We start from the raw sequence: 20,739 nt of genomic DNA, 5'->3' as shown, positions 1-20,739 counted from the left end.
GACAGCTCCCCGTATCTGTCGCGCCTTGCGACAGCGTTCAGCGCTGCCCGAATCTGCGTGCCAGCCGAGCGACGGGCCGATTTCCACTGGCCGGAACCCTGCATGAAACGTCCCCGCCCCGCCCGACGCGCCTTGCTCGTAGTCCTTTGTCTGATCCCCGCTGTCGCGTATGCCGCGTGGCAGATCCTGCCGCCAGGCCGGGATAAATTCGCCACCGTGCAAGTGACCCGTGGCGACATCGAAAGCAGCGTCACCGCGCTTGGCACACTGCAGCCGCGTCGTTACGTGGATGTCGGTGCGCAGGCTTCCGGGCAGATCCAGAAAATCCATGTCGAAGTCGGCGACGTGGTCAAGGAAGGCCAATTACTGGTGGAGATCGATCCATCGACGCAAAAGGCCAAACTCGATGCCGGCCGCTTCTCGATCGAAAACCTCAAGGCGCAACTGCAGGAACAACGTGCCCAGCATGAACTGGCGCAGCAGAAGTATCAGCGCCAGCAGAATCTGGCGGCCGGCGGCGCGACTCGCGAAGAAGACGTGCAGACCGCCCGCGCTGAATTGAAAGCCACCCAGGCGCGCATCGACATGTTCCAGGCGCAGATCCGCCAGGCTGAAGCCAGTCTGCGCAGCGATCAGGCCGAGCTCGGCTACACGCGAATCTACGCGCCCATGGCCGGCACCGTGGTCGCCCTTGATGCCCGCGAAGGCCAGACCCTCAACGCGCAACAGCAGACGCCGTTGATTCTGCGCATCGCCAAGTTGTCGCCGATGACCGTTTGGGCAGAAGTTTCCGAGGCGGATATCGGCCATGTCAAACCGGGCATGACCGCCTATTTCACCACCCTCAGCGGCGGCAATCGGCGCTGGAGCAGCACCGTACGGCAAATCCTGCCGGTACCGCCAAAACCGCTGGATCAGACCAGCCAGGGCGGCGGCAGCCCGGCCAGCAGCAGTAAAAGCGGCAGCGCTCGCGTCGTGCTTTACACGGTTTTGCTCGACGTCGATAACGCCGACAACGCACTGATGGCGGAGATGACCACCCAGGTGTTCTTCGTCGCCAATCAGGCCAAGGACGTTCTCACTGCACCAGTGGCTGCTCTGCAAGGCAGCGCCACGGCCAACCTGCAAACCGCACAAGTGGTCGCCGCCAACGGCAAAATCGAATCCCGCGAAGTGCGCACCGGCATCAGCGATCGGCTCAAAGTGCAGATTCTCGACGGTCTAAACGAAGGCGATCATCTGCTGATCGGCCCGGCTGACGGCAACGGGGGTTAAATGCAAACGCCCCTGATCGACCTGCAGGACATTCGCAAATCCTACGGCGGCGGCGACGCGCCTGAAGTTCACGTTCTGCGCGGCATCGACCTGTCGATCCACGCTGGCGAGTTCGTCGCCATCGTCGGCGCCTCAGGCTCTGGCAAATCGACGCTGATGAACATCCTCGGCTGCCTCGACCGCCCGACGTCCGGCGAATACCGCTTCGCCGGGGAAAACGTCGCCGGCCTCGACAGCGATGAACTGGCGTGGCTGCGCCGCGAAGCCTTCGGCTTCGTGTTCCAGGGTTATCATCTGATTCCGTCCGGCTCGGCCCAGGAAAACGTCGAGATGCCGGCGATCTATGCCGGCACTCCTGCCGCCGAACGCCATGCTCGCGCCGCCGCCCTGCTCGACCGTCTCGGCCTCGCCTCACGCACCGGCAACCGCCCGCATCAGCTCTCCGGCGGTCAGCAACAACGGGTGTCGATTGCCCGCGCCTTGATGAACGGCGGGCACATTATTCTCGCCGATGAACCGACCGGCGCCCTCGACAGCCACAGCGGCAAAGAAGTGATGGCGCTGCTCGACGAACTGGCGAGCCAGGGCCATGTCGTCATTCTCATCACCCACGATCGCGAAGTGGCGGCGCGGGCCAAACGCATCATCGAAATCCGCGATGGCCTGATCATCAGTGACAGCGCCAGGGACAACCCCGAAGCCCAGACCAGCGCCAACCCCGGCGCCTTGCAAGCCGTCGATCTGCGCAAGCGTCTGGTCGAGGGCGCCGAAGCCACTGGCGCCTGGAAAGGTGAACTGGTGGACGCCTTGCACGCCGCATGGCGGGTGATGTGGATCAACCGTTTTCGCACCGCACTGACCCTGCTTGGCATCATTATCGGCGTGGCTTCGGTGGTGGTGATGCTCGCCGTCGGCGAAGGCAGCAAGCGTCAGGTCATGGCGCAGATGGGCGCGTTCGGCTCGAACATCATTTACCTCAGCGGTTCGGCGCCCAACCCGCGCACACCACCGGGGATCATCACCCTCGACGACGTCCGCGCGCTGGCGAGCCTGCCGCAAGTGCAACGGATCATGCCGGTCAACGGCGCCGAGGCTGGCGTGCGGTTTGGCAATGCCGACCATTTGAGTTACGTCGGCGGCAACGACACCAACTTCCCGGCGATCTTCAACTGGCCAGTGGTGCAAGGCAGCTACTTCACCGAGGCCGACGAGGCGAACGCCGCTGCGGTAGCGGTGATCGGCCACAAAGTGCGGAGCAAACTGCTCAAGGATGTGATCAACCCGATCGGCCAATTCATCCTGATCGAAAACGTACCGTTTCAGGTGGTCGGCGTGCTCGCGGAAAAAGGCGCCAGCTCCGGCGACTCTGACAGCGACAACCGCATCGCCATCCCCTACTCGGCCGCCAGCGTCAGGCTGTTCGGCACACGCGATCCGGAATACGTGGCCATCGCCGCCACCGACGCCCGTAAGGTCAAGGACGCCGAACAGGCCATCGAGCAACTGATGCTGCGCCTGCACAATGGCAAGAAGGATTTCGAACTGACCAACAACGCCGCGATGATCCAGGCCGAAGCCCGTACGCAAAACACCCTGTCGCTGATGCTTGGTTCGATTGCCGCCATCTCACTGCTGGTTGGCGGCATTGGCGTGATGAACATCATGCTCATGACCGTGCGTGAGCGTACCCGCGAGATCGGCATCCGCATGGCCACCGGTGCGCGCCAACGCGACATTCTGCGCCAGTTTCTCACTGAGGCAGTGATGCTCTCGGTGGTCGGCGGCATCGCCGGGATTGCCCTAGCGCTGATCGTCGGCGGTGTCCTGATCCTCAGCGAAGTGGCTGTCGCATTTTCGTTGCTGGCGGTGCTCGGCGCTTTCGCCTGCGCACTCGTGACCGGCGTTGTCTTCGGCTTCATGCCGGCCCGTAAAGCTGCCCGGCTCGACCCGGTCACGGCCCTTACCAGTGAATGATCGATCTATGAAACCGCGCCTCAGTTTGTTGACCGTGTGCCTGATCCTCAGCGCCTGCGGCAGTCCCGTGCAGCGTCCTGACAGTGGCGTGCAAGCGCCCGCAACCTGGCAATCGCCACACAGTGCGAACAGCGCCCGCAACAACCCGCAGTGGTGGACGCAGTTCGGCAGTCCCGAGCTGGATCGTCTGATCGAACAGGCCCGCGTCGGCAGTTTCGACCTCGCGGCCGCCGTTGCCCGCGTGCGCCAGGCGCAGGCCGGCACGGTGATCGCTGGCGGCTCGTTGCTGCCGGAGGTCAAGGCCGGGCTCAACGCCAACCGGCAGAAACTGCTGCGCGGCAATGGCTATAGCCAGCTCGATGCCAACAGCAGCAACAAAGCCGTGGACTATTTCGACACCAATCTGAGCGCCACTTACGAAATCGATTTCTGGGGTGGCAAACGCGCGTCCCGGGACAGTGCGCAGTTCACCTTGCAGGCCAGCGAATTCGACCGCGCGACCGTCGAGCTGACATTGCTCAGCGGCGTGGCCAGCACCTATGCGCAGACCTTGTCGCTGCGCGAGCAGAGCCGCATCGCCGAACTCAATCTGGCCAACGCACAAAGCGTGCTGAAACTGGTGCAGACGCGGTTCAATTCAGGCTCGGCGACCGCGCTGGAACTGGCGCAACAGAAAAGCCTGGTCGCCGCCCAGCAGTGGCAATTGCCGCGCGTGCAACAGGAGGCCCAGGAAGCACTGATCAGCCTTGCCGCCCTGCTCGGCCGACCGGTACAACAACTGTCGCCGACGGAGTCCTTCGATCACCTGCAATGGCCAGACATCGCCGCCGGCGTGCCCAGCGAGCTACTCAGCCGTCGTCCGGACATCGCTCGTGCCGAAGCGCAACTGGCTGCGGCCGAAGCGGACGTCAAAGTTGCCCGTGCGGCGATGTTGCCGGCGCTGACCCTGACTGCCCAGCTCGGCTCCGGCGCCAATCAGTTCGACGATCTGATTCGCAGCCCGTTCTATAACCTGACCGCCGGGCTGGTCGCGCCGATCTTCAATAACGGTCGCCTCGGCGCCGAACGCGACAAGGCCACGGCGCGCCAGCAAGAGCTGCTGGAAACCTACCGTGGCGCAATCATCAATGGCTTTGCCGACGTGGAAAAAGCCCTCAACAGCATTCGTCGTCTGGATGAACAGCGGTTGTGGCAGAACGAAGAATTGAATCAGGCCCAGAGCGCTTTCAACATCGCGCAAAGTCGCTATGAGGCCGGCGCCGAAGATTTGCTCACGGTACTGGAAACCCAACGCACGCTGTACGCCGCACAGGATCAGAATGCGCAACTGCGGCTGTCGCGGGTGCAGGCGAGCATTGCTTTGTACAAGGCACTGGGTGGTGGGTGGCAGACGCAGTAATTGCGTTGCCTGGCAGACCGCTTTCGCGAGCAGGCTCGCTCCCACAATGATTGGCGGTGCTTTCACAATCTGCGATCAACACCAGATCCTGTGGGAGCGAGCCTGCTCGCTAATGAACGATGACGCAGCCCTCAAGCCGGGCTGGTTTTAGCCTTCAGATTGCGCGCATACCACGGTCGTTGCGGCACGCGACGGAACAGCCCGGCGAGTTTTTCCTCGTCGGTGATGAAGGTGATGCGCAAGGCCAGTTTCATGGTTTCCGGATCCATCTCCACCGACTTGCCCACCTGCAGGCCCGGCGTGGTGCTGCAGCCATGGGTGATCGGCCCCAGCCACGGATCATCGACCTCGACCCAGCGCCCCGGTGCAAACCACTGCACGCCATTGACCTGCAAACGGCTGACCTCACCCGGATGAAAACGCTCATGGGCGCGAAACCAGTCTTCGATCCGGTCGTCGATCCAGCCATGAAAATGCCAGAACGCCGGGTTGACGTGGGATGAAAACGGATCGCCGAGGAAGTCGTTTTCGGCGTTGTACCAGCGCGCGGCGAAGTCTGCCGGATCCCGCGCAAACGGTACCGGCTGACCATTGGAAGGATCACGCGGCACCGAGGCCCAGCGCATGTGCAACCAGTCGTGCAGTCCCAGCTCAACCTCGGAGCCAAACTGCCCCAACGTGAGTTTCGCCAGATACGCCGGATCGCGGTATTGCGACTCCCAGACCTGGAAGTTGCTTTCGTAAGTCTCGGCGGTCTTGATGTCGCTGACCCACTGACTGAACTCATCATCGCCCGCCGCCGTCCACGTCGGCGGCAACGCCGTGCCGTCGTGGTTATCGAAGTAGCGGGCGAAACCGATGCGATCGCGGATCAGCTCAGGTTGCGGCAGCGGAAAGTACTCCCAGGACGGCAGATCCTGCATGGAACGCGCCGTACCGAGCATGTGCCGATGCATGAAAAAGAAGTCCACGCCCGAGCCGTTGCGATCCTTGCGCGGGCCACGGGCATCACGCTCCTTGTCACGTGGCCCGGGCTGCCAGCCAATCCCCCGCAGCGCCTCGCGCTTGTCCTCGGGAAGCTTGTGCCACTTGTCGCGCGTCGCATGCCACAACTGGTGGAACAGGCGATGCTCGGGGGAAATCAGCCAGGCCAGCAGCGTCGCGTTCAGCGGCGTGCGCTCGCGGGCTTCGGGAAACAGCTGTTTGACCGCGACGAAGCGGTTGTCCTGCGCGGGCAAATTCAACGGTCGATCCAGGCGCAGCGCTTTGCCGCTGAGGGTGCCGCTGCCGGCATTGCCGAAGTCGGCCCAGACCTCATCGAGGATCATGTCCAGCTCATAGCTGATCTGCCCATCAGCGCCGATCAGCCGCCAACTCAGTTTCGCCGCATCGGCCTTGGCCAGATCACCGAGAATTCGGTAACGCGGTGTTTCGCCGGAACGCAAACGCGCCGGCGTATCGAGAAAACCGCACACGCCCCGGCCTTTATGACCGATGTCGAGAAACACTTGCAGGCCTTTCTGCGGCAAGCCTTCGAGCCCTGCGTCAGCGCCTTCGAAACGGATCTCCCAGACCCCGCGCAAGGCGTTCGCCAGGCGCTGACCGGCCGTGTCCGCCACATCAAAAGAGGCCTCGCCCGGCGTGATCGTCGGATCCGGCTTCGTCCATTCACGATGCCCAAAGTAAGCCGCCGGCACGGCAGCGCCCGTCAGCGCCAGGCCTGCCATGAACCATCGTCGAGAAATCTTCATTGCCCTACCTGTGTCAGCCATGAAGCAGGCTTTATCCAAGCTAGAACGTTTGTTGCCGCGGCAAATTTAAGCGCGCGTTTTCGCCACAGCGCAGCCGGCCTAAATTTCCCTGCCGATCACTCGTTCTTCCCAGATAGCAAAGGCCCCCGCGCCTGCACCTCAATGGCGAACCCGACTGAGATGGCAATGACAAAACCACGTTCGAAAAAGGCTCTATTCATTGGCCTGCCGTTAGCCTTGGCGATCAGCGCCGGCGCAGGCTTTGCCGTATGGCAACACTGGTTCAAGGACGACCTCGGCTATCCGGTCAAAGTCATGAAACAGGCGGATGAGCTGCACGAACGCATGCTCTCTTTCGATAGCCATGTCAGCCTGACGCAGAACTTCGGCACCGACGGCCACGAAGCCGACAAGGACGGTGACGGCCAGTTCGATCTGGCCAAGGCCAATCGCGGGCGCCTGTCGGGTGCAGCACTGACCATCTTCGGCTGGCCGGAAATGTGGAACGGCCCGAACGCACCGCACAAGCCAACTCCCGGCTTCGTTGACGAGGCGCGCAATCAGCAGGAAATTCGCTTCAAAATCATTTCCGGCATGGTCCGCGACTACCCCAATCAAGTCGCCATCGCCTACACCCCGGACGATTTCCGGCGCCTGCACGGCGAAGGCAAATTCGCGATTTTCATCAGCATGCTCAACGCCTACCCCCTGGGCCACGACCTGAGCCTGCTGGACATGTGGACGGCGCGCGGCATGCGCATGTTCGGCTTCAGCTACATCGGCAATAACGACTGGGCTGATTCATCGCGTCCTTTGCCGTTCCTCAACGATTCACCGGACGCCCTCGACGGCCTCTCGGATCTGGGCAAGCAAGCGGTCAAGCGCCTCAACGATCTGGGCGTGATCATCGACGTCTCGCAGATGTCGACCAAGGCTCTCGAGCAGGTCGCGCAACTGAGTCGCACGCCTTTGATTGCTTCGCATTCGGCGCCGCGCGCGATGGTCGACATCCCGCGCAATCTCAGCGACAAGGAAATGCAACTGATCAAGAACAGCGGTGGCGTGGTGCAGATTGTTGCGTTCTCGCAGTACCTGCGCCCACTGACTCAGGCCACCCAAGACAAGCTCAATGAAATGCGCAAGGACTTCGATCTGCCGCCGCTGCCGAACCTCGCCATGGCATTGATGCCCGGCGATCCGATCATTGCAGCGTGGTCCGAGCAGAAGTTCGGCCAGTACGCAGGCCGCCTCTACGGCATCCTCGAAGAAGAGCCGAAAGCCAGCCTCAAGGACCTGGGCGACGCCATCGATTACGCAGTACGCAAGATCGGCATCGACCATGTCGGCATCAGCTCCGACTTCAACGAAGGTGGCGGCGTCAAAGGTTTCGAGAACGTTGGCGAAATCCGCAACGTCACCGCCGAGTTGATCTCGCGCGGTTATTCCGAGGCGGATATCGCCAAGCTTTGGGGCGGCAACTTCCTGCGGGTCTGGGATCAGGTCGAGAAAGCCGCGAAACCGGCACTGGCCACCGCGCCGGGAACCGCCAAGCCATGAGCAATCGTCGCGATTTTCTGAAGCAGGCCGGGATACTGGCTGCGGCGCTGCCACTGGGTGCAAGCTTGCCCACGCTCGCCAGTGCTGCAACCACTGCACCGCTGCCGCGCAACAAATGGGCGCAACTGCAACAGCTGTTCAATCAGGATCCCGACTACCTGCACTTCTCCAACTTCCTGATCACCTCGCACCCCAAACCGGTGCGTGAGGCGATTGAACAGCATCGCGCGGCCCTCGACAAAAATCCCGGTCTGGCGATGGATTGGGACCTGGGCGTGATCGAACAGCGCGAGGAAAACGTGCGGGTCTGGGCCGCTCGCTACTTGCAGACCAACGCCAAACAGATCGCGCTGACCGGCAGCACCACCGAAGGCCTCGCGACCATCTACGGCGGTGTGCACGTGCGCCCCGATCAGGAAATTCTCACCACCGCCCACGAACATTACGCCACCCACACCATCCTCGCCTTGCGCACCGAACGCGACGGCACGCGGGTGCGCAAGATTGCGTTGTTCAAAGATGTTCACCAGACCAGCAAAGCCGAAATCCTCGCCAATATCGACAACGCCATCCGCCCCGAAACCCGTGTGCTGGGGATGTGTTGGGTGCATTCGGGCAGCGGTCTGAAGCTGCCAATCGGCGAGATCGGCGCGATTGTCGACAAGCACAATCGCGGCCGCAGCGATGCCGACCGGATCGTCTACGTGGTCGACGGCGTGCACGGCTTCGGCGTCGACAACCTGAACTTCGCGCAAATGAACTGCGACTTCTTCATTGCCGGCACGCACAAATGGATGTTCGGCCCACGGGGTACCGGGATCATTTGCAGCCGCTTCGAAGACGTCAGATACGTCACGCCGGTCATTCCGACGTTCTCCGAGGCGACTGCGTTTTCCACCACCATGACCCCCGGTGGCTACCACGCGTTCGAGCACCGCTGGGCGCTGGACGAGGCGTTCAAGTTGCACCTGCAGTTGGGCAAGGCCGACGTCGAAGCGCGCATTCACGCGCTCAACAGCTACCTGAAACAGCACTTGCAACAACGCGCGCAAATCGAGCTCGTCACGCCGTTGAGTCCAGAGCTGTCCGCCGGCTTCACGTTCTTCCGGGTCAAGGGCAAGGACAGCGACAAGATCGCTGCGCACCTGATGGCCAACCGTGTGGTCGCCGATGCCGTCCACCGCGATGTCGGCCCGGTAATCCGCACCGCACCCGGGCTGCTCAATGACGAAGCACAAATCGACCGTCTGCTGGCCGTGCTCGACCAAGCCCTCTGAGCGCTCCCTTTTCCTCTTAGCGAGACCCGCCATGAACAGTGAACTGCGTCGTTTCCCCCTCAAGACCTTGCCGGCGCTGATGCTCACCGCCCTCGCCGCCGGCCTGCTGCCTGGCGTTGCCCAGGCCGCCACACCGCCGGCGCCGGGCAAGGTGTTCAAGGACTGCAAGGACTGCCCGGAAATGGTCGTGCTGCCCACCGGCACCTTCACCATGGGCACCCCGGACGATGAAGTCGGCCGCGAGCCTGACGAAGGCCCGATGCACCCGGTGACGTTTGCCCAGCCGCTGGCGATCAGCCGCTTTCAAGTGCTGCGCGGTGAGTGGGACGCCTACCTAAAGGACAGCGGCTACAAGATGCCCGACGGCGACACCCGTCCAGGTCGTGCGTGCAAGGCCGGCATTCCCGACTATCAGGGCAGCGACCCGCGCAAGCAGTACACCGACAAACATCCAGCGGTGTGCATGGACTTCCCTGAAGTCGAAGCGTACGTGGCGTGGCTGTCGAAAAAGACTGGCAAACAATACCGACTGGTCAGCGAATCCCTGCGCGAATACGCCGCCCGTGGCGGCAGCAGCGGGCCGTTCCCCTTCCCCTTCGATGAAGGCAAGGAATACAGCATCGCCAAACACGCCAACACTTACGGCGCTGCCGACGGCTACAACTTCACCGCGCCGGCCGGCAGCTTCCCGGCTAACGCCTTCGGCGTGTACGACATGCACGGCAACATCTATGAATGGACGGCCGACTGCTACAACGAAAACTACGTCGGCGCACCGAGCGACGGCAGTGCCTGGCTGAGCGGCAAATGCGAGATCCGCCGCATCCGTGGCAACGACTGGGGCGAAGCGCCGGTGTTCTCCCGCTCTGGCAACCGCAACGCCACCTACACCGACACGCGCGGCGACTGGATCGGTTTTCGCGTCGCCCGCGATCTGTAACGCCATCGCCGGCTAAATTAGCCGTCCTGCCAGTCGTTTTACAGGTGAGCGCGAACCGCCACGGTGCGCCACCGCCCTCTACGTCATCCAGGCGAAGTCCGCGATCAATGCCGGCCTTCGCCGCTTTTTCAAGCAGGGAACCTCCATGAGCAAACCAACACGCGGGGTGATCAAAGAATTGTTCGCCCTGCTCAAACCCTTTCGGCTGATCGTGACCGTCTCGACCCTGCTCGGCATGGTCGGTGGTCTGAGTGTCACCGCGCTGCTGGCGACCATCAACAGCGTGCTGCACACCGAAGGCGACCTGAGCAACACCGTGGTCGCGGTCTTCGCCGGATTGTGCCTGCTGGCCCTGACCAGTTCGATTTTCTCCGACATCGGCACCAACTATGTCGGTCAGCACATCATTGCCAAACTGCGCAAGGAACTGGGCGAGAAAGTCCTTTCTGCCCCCATTGAGCAGATCGAGCGCTACCGCAGCCATCGCCTGATTCCGGTGCTGACCCACGACGTCGACACCATCAGCGACTTCGCTTTCGCCTTTGCCCCGCTGGCGATTTCCATGACCGTCACGCTGGGCTGCATGGGCTACCTGGCGATGTTGTCATTGCCGATGTTTCTGATGGTGGTGGTGGCGATTCTGCTCAGCACGATCATTCAGTACATTGCCCGCGGGCGCGGCATGCAGGGTTTCATGAAGGCCCGTGACTACGAAGACGAGTTGCAGAAGAACTACCACGCCGTGGCTGAAGGCGCGAAAGAACTGCGCATCCACCGCCCTCGCCGGCATCGCATGTTCGTTTCCGGCATCGAAGGCACCGCGAACAAGATCTGCGACACCCAAGTGCGTTCGGTGAATATTTTCGTCATCGCCAAAACCCTCGGCTCGATGCTGTTTTTCGTGGTGATCGGTTTGGCGCTGGGCCTGCAATCGCTATGGCCGAGCGCGGATAAAGCAGTGATCAGCGGTTTCGTGCTGGTGTTGCTGTACATGAAGGGGCCGCTGGAACATCTGATCAGCACCTTGCCGATTGTCAGCCGGGCGCAGATCGCCTTCCGCCGCATCGCCGATCTGTCTGAGCAATTCTCCTCGCCCGAACCGCACCTGCTGCTCAGCGAGCAAGGCGCGAAAAACAAAGTCGTGCACAGCCTGGAACTGACCGATGTGTCGTACAGCTTCCCGACCGTGGCAGGCGCGGCGCCGTTCCGCCTGGGCCCGGTGAACCTGAAAATCGAACAAGGCGACATCATCTTCATCGTCGGCGAAAACGGATGTGGCAAAACCACCCTGATCAAACTGCTGCTGGGCCTGTACGCGCCGCAGCAGGGTGAGATCCGCCTCAACGAGCAGGTCATCGACGCCGCGACCCGCGACGATTATCGCCAGTTGTTCACCACGATCTTCGCCGACTATTACCTGTTCGACGACGTGGTACAGGGCGACACGCACATTCCGGAGGACGCCAACAAATACCTGCAGCGTCTGGAGATCGCCCACAAGGTCAGCGTGCGGGACGGCTCGTTCACCACCACCGACCTGTCCACCGGGCAGCGCAAGCGTCTGGCGCTGATCAACGCGTGGCTGGAAGAGCGCCCGGTGCTGGTGTTCGATGAGTGGGCCGCCGACCAGGATCCGACGTTCCGCCGCATTTTCTACACCGAGCTGTTGCCTGATCTGAAGCGTCTTGGCAAAACCATCATCGTCATTTCCCACGACGATCGTTACTTCGATGTCGCCGACCAATTGGTGCGCATGAGCGCCGGCAAAGTAGTCACCGAGCTTCAACCCGCCTGATTGTGAAAAATTTGTAAAAAAAGTGCGTTGAGCCTTTCCGGTTTTCGGAAGGTTCAACGTCTTATTTACAGTTAATAGAAATAGTTCTCAGTCAACACTTTGAAGAGTAGAAGAATAATGCCCGCACCGCACGGACTCCACCCGCTCGCCAAGGCTCTGCTGATCCGCCGTTCCTTCCGTTCCACATTGCCAGCACTGTGCGCCATGGCCCTGACCTTGCCGATGATCGGCCAAGCGCAGGCTGCGGCGGTGGCGATCAATATTCCTGCCCAGTCGCTGGGGAGCGCTTTGCAGGAATTCGGTCGCCAGACCAACCTTCAGGTGCTGTACAGCCCGGATGAAGTGAGTGGTCTGCGCAGCAGCGCGGTCAGCGGCAACCTGGAACCGACTGCCGCCATCGCGCAGTTGCTCCAAGGCACTGACATCGCCTACAGCGTTGAAGGCAGTAACGTCGCCTTGCGTTCGCGCAGCAACAGCGGCGCCAGCCTCGATCTGGCACCGACCAACATCTCCGCTACCGCGGAATCGGCCTGGGGTCCGGTCGACGGCATCGTCGCCAAACGCAGCGCCACCGGTTCGAAGACCGATACGGCAATCAAGGTCATCCCGCAGACGATCAACGTCGTCACCCAAGACGAAATCAAGATGCGCGGCTCGCAGTCGGTCACCGAGGCCCTGCGCTATACCCCAGGCATGACGGGCGGTGGCTTCGCCGACCGGGTGAAAATTTTCGACGAGCCGACCTCGCGCGGCTTCTCCCCTACTCCGCTGTACCTCGACGGCCTGCACATGCCTTACGGCGGTGGCAGCACCGGCGGTTCGCTGCAGATCGACCCGTACACCCTGGAACGCATCGAAGTGCTCAAGGGCCCGGCGTCGGTACTGTACGGCCAGAACCAGCCAGGCGGCATCGTCAACATGGTCAGCAAGCGTCCGACCGCGACACCGCTGCATGAAATCAAAATTGGCGGCGGCAGCTATGACCGCGCCTACGGTGCCTTCGACCTCGGCGGCCCGATCGACGATCAGGGTGAATTCCTCTATCGCCTGACCGGTGTGGTCAACGACAGCAACTCGGCCATCGACTACGCCAGCCAGAACCGCATGATGCTGGCGCCAAGCCTGACCTGGCTGCCGAACGACCGCACCACCATCACCGTGTTCGGCCAGTACCAGAAGGACCACGACGTGCCGGAAGCTCAAGGTCTGCCAGCGTTCGGCACGGTCAAGAGCACCTCCAACGGTCGCATCAGTCGCAGCCGCTTCATCGGCGAGCCGGACGTGAACAAGTACCACCGCGAGCAGTTTGTGGTCGGTTACGAAATCGCCCACGAACTCAACGACGTCTGGACCCTGAAGCAGAATGCCCGTTATGCCGACGTCAACGACCAGTACGTTGCGCCGCTGCACGGCTACTCGTTCCCGACCAACCCGGTTACCGGCCTCAACGACAGCAGTTTCCAGAGCCGTTACGCGGTGGACTGGTCGCAGCACAACAAGGTTTACGGCATCGATAACATCGCCCAGGCCAAGTTCAAGACTGCCGATATTGACCACACCGTGCTGCTGGGCGTGGACTACTACCACTTCAACTCGAAGTTCCTCGGTCTGTACGACCGCACTGCGCCGGGTATCGACCTGTACAACCCGGTGTATGCCAGCGCGATCAACTTCCGCCAGCCGTACAAGTGGGATAACACCATCACCCAGACTGGCTTGTACGCTCAGGATCAACTGCGCTGGAACCAGTGGTTCCTGACCCTCGGCGGTCGTTACGACTTCGCCGAAACCGACAACAAGCAACCGCTGTCCGGTGGCCACAGCAACCAGAAGGACGAGAAGTTCACCGGTCGCGCCGGTCTGGGTTACGAGTTCGAGAACGGCATCACGCCTTATGTCAGCTATGCCGAATCGTTCCTGCCGCAAACCGGTACGGACATGAGCGGCAGCGCCTTCGAACCGACCACCGGCAAGCAGTACGAAGTCGGTATCAAGTACGAGCCGACCTTCATCGATGGTTTCATCCAACTGTCGGCTTACCAGATCGACCAGGACAACATGCTGACCAGCGACCTGAACAATCCGGGGTTCAGCACCCAGAGCGGTACCGTGCGGTCTCGTGGTGTCGAACTGGAAGGCAAGGTCAATGTCACCAATAACCTGCGTGTGCTGGCCGCGGTATCGCGTAACCAGACCAAATGGGAGAAAGACAACGATGGTCGCGAAGGTCGTACCCTGGCCATGCGTCCACCGTTGACCGCCTCCGCGTGGGTCAACTACGACTTCGACATCTCCACCGCTCTGGCCGGTTTCGGCATGGGCCTGGGTGCTCGTTACGTACAACAAAGCTACGGCTCGGACTATGAGTCGGATTCCTTCCAGGTACCGTCCTACACCGTGTATGACGCAATGGTTTCCTACGACCTGGAAAAATCGCCGCTGCATGTCAAAGGTGTGAAGCTGCAGGCTAACTTGCAGAACATCACCGACGAGAAGTACGTTGCCGCGTGCAACGGTACGCTCGACTGCTACTACGGTGAAGGTCGTACCATGACGGCTGATGTGACCTACAACTGGTAATACGTTTAGCGCTCACTGAAACGCCGGCATTTGCCGGCGTTTTTTTGGCTGATTTGGGCTTGGCGGCCTGTGGGCTGACCAAGTTCTTGCGGTTTTGGGATCTTGGGTTTTCGGGTGTATATCCGTTGCTTCGGGTGCTGCCGCTGGCGGTTTCGCTCTTACAGCGAGTCCCTTTTTCAAACGCCAAAAAGGAACCAAAAGGCTTTGCCCCTAACGTACGGCACTTCGCTTAGGCTCAGTGTTCCCTCGCTACGGTGTCCATCCGGGGGCATCGCCTACGGTTTGCTTCGCTGCACCTCCTCTCGATGTATGCGGCTGCGCCGCACGGCGCTGCGCGCCTACCCCCGGATGAACACCTCCGCTCGGCCTGCCGATGGGGCAAAAGATCAAAAGCCACAGCAGGATCACAAGCCAGATCAAGAGCCCCTCACCCTAGCCCTCTCCCGGAGGGAGAGGGGACTGATCGGGGTGTTTGGGCGAGGTACGCCGACGTGAAATACCGAGTCGAACTCAGATTCTGAAACAGATCAAAAGCCCCTCACCCTAGCCCTCTCCCGGAGGGAGAGGGGACTGATCGGGGTGTTTGGGCGAGGTACGCCGACGTGAAATACCGAGTCGAACTCAGATTCTGAAACAGATCAAAAGCCCCTCACCCTAGCCCTCTCCCGGAGGGAGAGGGGACTGATCGGGGTATTTGGGAGAGATACGCCGACGTGAAGTACCGAGTCGAACTCAGATTCTGAAACAGATCAAAAGCCCCTCACCCTAGCCCTCTCCCGGAGGGAGAGGGGACTGATCGGGGTATTTGGGCGAGCTGCGCCGACGTGCGATACCGCGTTGAACTCAGATTCTGAAAAGTCCATAAATCGGCTCCCTCTCCCTCGGGAGAGGGCTGGGGTGAGGGGCGAATCCACCACAAAACCAAAGCCGAACACCCGCTCCTCACCACTCAATAGGCCGAGTGTCAGCTCGCCTGCTCTTGATCTTGATCTTGATCCACGAGCGACGTCGGAAGGCTGAGTGGAGGGATTCATCCGGGGGTGGGAGCGCAGCGACCGTTTGGCGCAGCCAAACACAGCGAGAGGAGGTGCAGCGAAGCAAACCGTAGGCGCTGCGCCCGGATGGAGCCCGGAGCGAAGGAACCCCGAGCTTTAGCGAGCGGGCCGTACGTAGGAGCAAGCGTTTTTTTGCTTACTTTTTTTAGGCGTTTGTAAAAAAAGTGAGTCGCCGTAAGGGCGAACCCCTAGGTGGCCGTTACCGCAGCAACGGATATTCACCCTCCCCCCCCGGTCAAGCCACAGCAAACACCTCTACCAAGCGCCGAGCAATATGCTCCTGCGCCTCTTCAGCCTCATCGATAATCGCCCCCATGCGCATGAAGTCATGGGTCATCCCCTCATAAACCTTCAGCTCCACCGCAACCCCTGCCGCCTGCAAATGACGCGCATACGCCACGCCCTCGTCATGCAATGGATCACACTCGGCCAACACCAACAGCACCGGCGCAACGTTAGCGTTAACCTCCGCCAGCAACGGCGAAAAACGCGGATCGAGACGATCGCTGGCATCACGCTGATAGTGCTCGTAAAACCACTGCAGCGAAGCCTTCTCCAGCAGATACCCTTCGCCGAACTGCTCGATGGAAGGCGTGCTGCGACTGGCATCGGTAACCGGATAGATCAGCACCTGCAAGCGCGGTTGCACAGCGGCATCCGCCAGTTGCGCGGCGAGCACCGTGGTCAGGCTGCCACCGACGCTGTCACCGGCAATCGCCAGGCGCGCGGCATCGATGCCCAGATCGGCGGCGCTGGCCAGCAGCCAGTCCCAGGCATCGCGGGCATCTTCGGCTGCGGTCGGAAAACGAAACTCCGGCGCCAATCGATAAGCCACCGACAGCACCACACAATCGGCCATCGCGGCCAACGCCCGGCACAAAGAATCATGGGAATCGAGGCTGCCGACCACATAACCGCCACCATGGAAATACAACAGCGCCGGACGCCCGGCACCTCTACTCAATGGCTGATTGCTGTAGATCCGCGCGTTCAGACACGTGCCATCGCGCACGGGAAATTGCAGCTCATCCACCACCTCAAGCTCTTCGCCGCCGGCGTCCATCAACAGCGACGACTGATCGAATTGCTCGCGGGCTTCGGCCGGGCTCAACTCATGCATGCCGACGCGCTTGCCACTGGCCCGGCCGTTGCCGACCAGTTGCAAGAAGGCGGCGATATCAGGATTCAAGGACATTCAATTCTCCAAAAGCATTCGGGCGCGATGAGCGCCCGAATGCTTTCTTTCTGGTTTCAGAACAAAATTTCAGGACATGGCTACTGATTCAACGATCTCGCCGAGCATTTCTTCAGCCTCGGACAGGAAAGTTTCATCACGCGGGATCTGGAAGTGCCCGCAATCGAGCCATTCGCCGCCCATCCCCGGCTGCGCGAGTTGCGCCGCCAGTTCCACAGCCTCCTCTTCGCGGCCCAGCGTCCACCAGCAAATCGGGTTGACCGCCAAGGGTGTACAACGATCCAGTTGCAACGACAGTTGCTTGAGTCGACGGGCCACGCTGAACACATGCGCCAGTTCATCGGCGCCCAGTGCCACGTAGGTCGAAGCCCCACGTTCGGCGTTCATGGCGCCAGCGAACAGCGCCCGCAGGTTCTGGGTGGTTTCCTCGCCTTCGATGTTCAAGCTCGGCGCGGCATCCGGCAGGGTCACCCGCAGGAAATCACGCAGATCGGCCTGCCAGTCATCCACCGCACCGTCATTGACCTTGGCCGACGGCACGAAACTGTCCACCAGACCGACGAACTTGACCGTCTGACCGGCCTGTTCCAGTTGCGCAGCCATCAACATCGCCAACGTCCCGCCCAGCGACCAGCCCAACAGGTGATACGGTCCGTGTGGCTGTTTCTCGCGGATCTGCGCCACGTAATCGCTAGCCATGCTCTGCAACGAGACATCGTTGAACGCCGGATCCAGCAGCATCCGCGACTGAATCGCCAACACCTGACGACGACCGCTCAAACGACGCGCCAACGGCTCATAGTCGAACACCGTGCCGAAGCCTGCGTGAATGCAGAACAACGGCGCAACGCCCTTGACCTCAGCGCTCATCGCCAACAGCCCGGACGCTTTTTCGGCGCTGCCCTGCACACTGGCGACCAGCTCGGCGATGCTCGGTTTCTGCATCAGATCGCGAAGTTTCAGGCTCAGACCCTGAGCCTTGAGCACGCGACTGCGAGCGACCACTTGCAGACTGAGGATCGAATCACCGCCCAGTTCGAAGAAGTTGTCGGTGAGGCCGACGCGCTCGATTTTCAGCACGTCCTGCCAGATCTTCGCCATGGCTTTTTCCAGCTCGGTGCGCGGCGCCACGTAATCCTGACGCTGATCGGCATCCGGGTTCGGCAGGGCCTTGCGGTCGAGCTTGCCGTTGGGCGTCAGCGGCATGCGTTCGAGCAACATCAGGTGCGCAGGCACCATGTAGTCCGGCAGGCTGGCCTTGAGCTGTTCACGCAGGCGTTCGCACAAACCATCGGTTTGCGTATCGGCATTGGCCAGCACGTAACCGAGCAACTGCTTGCCGCTTACGCCCTCGCGGGCCACCACGGCGGCGTCGCGCACGCCCGGCTGCTGCTTGAGGCGCGCCTCGACTTCGCCCAGTTCGATACGGAAACCACGGATCTTCACCTGATGGTCGATCCGCCCCAGGTAGTCGACCGTGCCGTCCTCACGCTGGCGAACGAGGTCGCCAGTGCGATACAGACGACTGCCATCGGCGCTGAACGGGTTGGCGACGAAGCGCTCGGCGGTGCCGCCAGCCCGGCCCAGATAACCACGGGCCAGCGCGCCGCCCAGGTACAGCTCACCGGCAACGCCCACTGGCAGCGGGTTGAGGTCAGCGTCGAGTACATAACCGCTGCGTTCACCGACGACACTGCCGATTGGCGCATAGGCCGCACCGCACTGATCCTCGGCGCCGGCCTTCCAGATCAGTGGCGTGACCACGGTTTCCGTCGGGCCGTAGCCGTTGATGATGTACTGCGGCTTGAGCGCGCGTTTGGCCAGTTCGAAACTCGCCACCGGCACCGCATCGCCACCGAAGCAGTAGATGCGTACCGCTGGCGGATTGCCGTGCTGTTCCGCGTGTTCGGCCAACTGCTGCAAATACACGGGCGGGAACGCGGCCACGGTCACGCCCTGCTCGTGCAGAGCGTTGTAGGTCTGCTCGGCAGTCCACAGGCTATCGTCACGGATCAGCAAACGCGCGCCGTGTGTCAGGGTGGTCAACCAGCGCTCATGCGCGCCGTCGAACGCGAACGACATGAAGTGCAGCTCGCAATCAGCCTCACTCATGTCATAACGCTGACCGATCGCCTGGCAGTGCATCGCCAGGGGGCCGTGCGCAACACCGACGCCTTTCGGCTGGCCGGTCGAACCGGAGGTGTAGATCACGTAAGCGAGATTGCCCGGCTGCACCGCGACATCCGGTGCGCGGTCCGAGTGCGCAGCCAGCTCCAGTTGGTCCAGCTCCAGCACATGCAGGTTGTCCTGCGTCGGCAGCACCTGACGCAGGCTCGAATCACTGAGCAGCAAGGCAATCCCGGAATCGCGCATCAGATAGCTCAGGCGTTCACGCGGATACTTCGCGTCCAGCGGCACATAAGCGCCGCCCGCCTTGAGCACGGCCAGCAACGCCACGATCATGTTTTCGCTGCGCGGCAGCGCCACGCCGACGCGAACTTCCGGGCCGACACCTTCGGCGATCAGCGCGTGGGCCAGTCGATTGGCGCGGGCGTCGATCTGTCCGTAACTGAACGACTGGCCATCGAAAATCAGCGCCGTCTGCTCACCACGCTGCACCGCCCACTGGGCGATACGCTGATGCACGGCCACTTCCTGCGCAGGCGCCGGCACAACCTGCGCAGCCGCCGCCTGACCGGTCGGCAGACCGATACGGCCCAGCGGTTGCGCCGCATCCTGTGCCAGCGCCGCGAGCAAGCCTTCCATGTTGCTGCGGATACCTTCGACGGTCACCCGATCGAAATGCTCGCGCAGGAACATGTACTCGATCACCAGCCCTTCTTCGAGCGTGACCATCAAGTCCATCGGGAAGTTGGTCAGACCGGCGTTGCTGATCTCGCCGAACTTCAGCGAGTCATCGCGCCACTCGCGCAGCGCCTGGTCGATCGGGTGGTTTTCGAACACGATGATGCTGTCGAACAGCGACTGCCCGGCACGTCCGGCCCAGCGCTGCACGTCGGTGAGCGGTGTGTATTCGCGCTCACGCATTTCCAGGTTGAAGTCCTGCAGGTCGCGCAGCCAGTCGCCGACCGACTGCTCGGCCGGCACATCCTTGATCACCGGCAAAGTGTTGATGAACAGACCGAGGATCGACTCCGACGCTGGCAGACTCGCCGGACGCCCCGCCACGGTGGCGCCGAACGCTACGCAACGCTGACCGCTGTAGCGGCTGAGCAGCATCAGCCAAGCGCCTTGCACCAAGGTGTTGAGGGTCACGTGCTGAGCTTGCGCGAAGGCTTTGAGCTGTTCGGTGCGAGCTTCGCCCAAGCGGCTGTAAAGCGCCTCGTGACCACGGCCACTGCCGGTACGCGCCACGGCATCCGCCAAGTAGGTCGGCTCGTCCAGCAGGCGCAAATGTTCACGCCAGAAACCTTCGCTGGCGTTGCCATCCTGCTGTTGCAGCCAGTTGATATAACGACGGTACGGCACAGCGTCGGCCAGCGGCTGGCCGGAGTACTGGCTCAACACTTCGCCGATCAACTGCGAACTGCTCCAGCCGTCGATCAGGATGTGGTGATAAGTCCAGATCAGTTGATAGCTGTCCTCGCCCACCTGCACCAGCGTCAGACGTTGCAGCGGTGGTTGATCAAGATCGAAGCCCTTGGCCCGCTCGGCATCCGCCAGCGCTTGCAAGGCTTCGGCCGAATGATCCTGTTCACGCCAGTCGAGCAGGCTGATCGGCAATTGCGGATCGGCCAGGACGAATTGCAACGGCTCGGCCATGTCCTGCCAGAGGAAACCGGTGCGCAGAATGTCGTGGCGGCGGCTGACGGTTTCCCATGCGTCCTTCAAACGCGCCGGCTCAAGGCCCTGCACCGGAATGCACAACTGGTTGATGTAGAGATCCGACTCCGGCGCATTCAGGCCGAGGAACAGCATGC

General features: G+C 61.7%; 11 protein-coding genes (1 of these 11 running past the window's edge). 8 read left to right on the top strand and 3 right to left on the bottom strand.

From position 1 onward, the window contains the following. Positions 1-102: 102 nt before the first annotated feature. Genes ACZZ0G_RS21880 through ACZZ0G_RS21870 form a run of 3 tightly spaced genes read left to right on the top strand, consistent with a single transcriptional unit; the run spans position 103 to position 4,648 of the window. Positions 103-1,275 carry an efflux RND transporter periplasmic adaptor subunit gene (locus ACZZ0G_RS21880; protein ID WP_463557489.1) on the top strand — a complete coding sequence of 391 codons (1,173 nt, stop codon included), beginning with the start codon at positions 103-105 and terminating at the stop codon, positions 1,273-1,275. Further along, complete coding sequence (locus ACZZ0G_RS21875) at positions 1,276-3,249, top strand: MacB family efflux pump subunit (RefSeq protein WP_463557488.1); 1,974 nt, start codon at positions 1,276-1,278, stop codon at positions 3,247-3,249. It begins immediately after the preceding gene. Positions 3,250-3,256: 7 nt separating this feature from the next. Beyond that, complete coding sequence (locus ACZZ0G_RS21870; protein WP_463557487.1) at positions 3,257-4,648, top strand: efflux transporter outer membrane subunit; 1,392 nt, start codon at positions 3,257-3,259, stop codon at positions 4,646-4,648. A 131-nt stretch (positions 4,649-4,779) separates the two neighbouring features. Here ACZZ0G_RS21870 and pvdP read toward each other — a convergent pair whose 3' ends face one another. Next, the gene (pvdP, locus tag ACZZ0G_RS21865; RefSeq protein ID WP_463557486.1) at positions 4,780-6,399 is read right to left on the bottom strand and encodes a pyoverdine maturation tyrosinase PvdP; all 1,620 of its coding nucleotides are present in this window, start codon (positions 6,397-6,399) and stop codon (positions 4,780-4,782) included. A 186-nt stretch (positions 6,400-6,585) separates the two neighbouring features. On the opposite strand from pvdP, the gene pvdM reads away from it, so the two are divergent. From pvdM to ACZZ0G_RS21840, 5 genes are all read left to right on the top strand, one after another. Next, entirely contained in the window at positions 6,586-7,956 is a 1,371-nt protein-coding gene (pvdM, locus tag ACZZ0G_RS21860; protein ID WP_463557485.1) for a pyoverdine-tailoring dipeptidase-like protein PvdM, read from the top strand. Beyond that, positions 7,953-9,233, top strand: a complete 1,281-nt coding sequence (gene pvdN, locus ACZZ0G_RS21855; protein WP_463557484.1) for a pyoverdine-tailoring periplasmic protein PvdN — start codon at positions 7,953-7,955, stop codon at positions 9,231-9,233. Before pvdM ends, pvdN begins: the two co-directional genes overlap by 4 nt. Before the next feature lie 31 nt (positions 9,234-9,264). Then, positions 9,265-10,173, top strand: coding sequence for a dihydropyoverdine dehydrogenase (pvdO, locus tag ACZZ0G_RS21850; protein ID WP_038365326.1), 909 nt, complete (start codon positions 9,265-9,267; stop codon positions 10,171-10,173). A 145-nt stretch (positions 10,174-10,318) separates the two neighbouring features. Then, positions 10,319-11,968, top strand: a complete 1,650-nt coding sequence (locus ACZZ0G_RS21845; protein WP_463557483.1) for a cyclic peptide export ABC transporter — start codon at positions 10,319-10,321, stop codon at positions 11,966-11,968. Positions 11,969-12,085: 117 nt separating this feature from the next. Further along, on the top strand, positions 12,086-14,548 hold the full coding sequence (locus ACZZ0G_RS21840) for a TonB-dependent siderophore receptor (protein ID WP_463557482.1): 2,463 nt from the start codon (positions 12,086-12,088) through the stop codon (positions 14,546-14,548). Between the two features lie 1,290 nt (positions 14,549-15,838). On the opposite strand, the gene ACZZ0G_RS21835 is transcribed toward ACZZ0G_RS21840, so the two are convergent. Continuing rightward, positions 15,839-16,798 carry an alpha/beta hydrolase gene (locus ACZZ0G_RS21835; RefSeq protein WP_463557481.1) on the bottom strand — a complete coding sequence of 320 codons (960 nt, stop codon included), beginning with the start codon at positions 16,796-16,798 and terminating at the stop codon, positions 15,839-15,841. A gap of 69 nt (positions 16,799-16,867) precedes the next feature. Next, on the bottom strand, positions 16,868-20,739 hold the final stretch of the coding sequence (locus ACZZ0G_RS21830; protein WP_463557480.1) for a non-ribosomal peptide synthase/polyketide synthase. The gene runs 11,119 nt beyond the window's last position; the window shows 3,872 of its 14,991 coding nt (coding positions 11,120-14,991); the start codon falls outside the window, past its right edge; its stop codon occupies positions 16,868-16,870.

The sequence above is a fragment of the Pseudomonas sp. AC169 genome (assembly GCF_979258515.1).
Note: the sequence above shows the minus strand (reverse complement) of the source record. Positions and strands in the feature narration are given on the sequence as shown.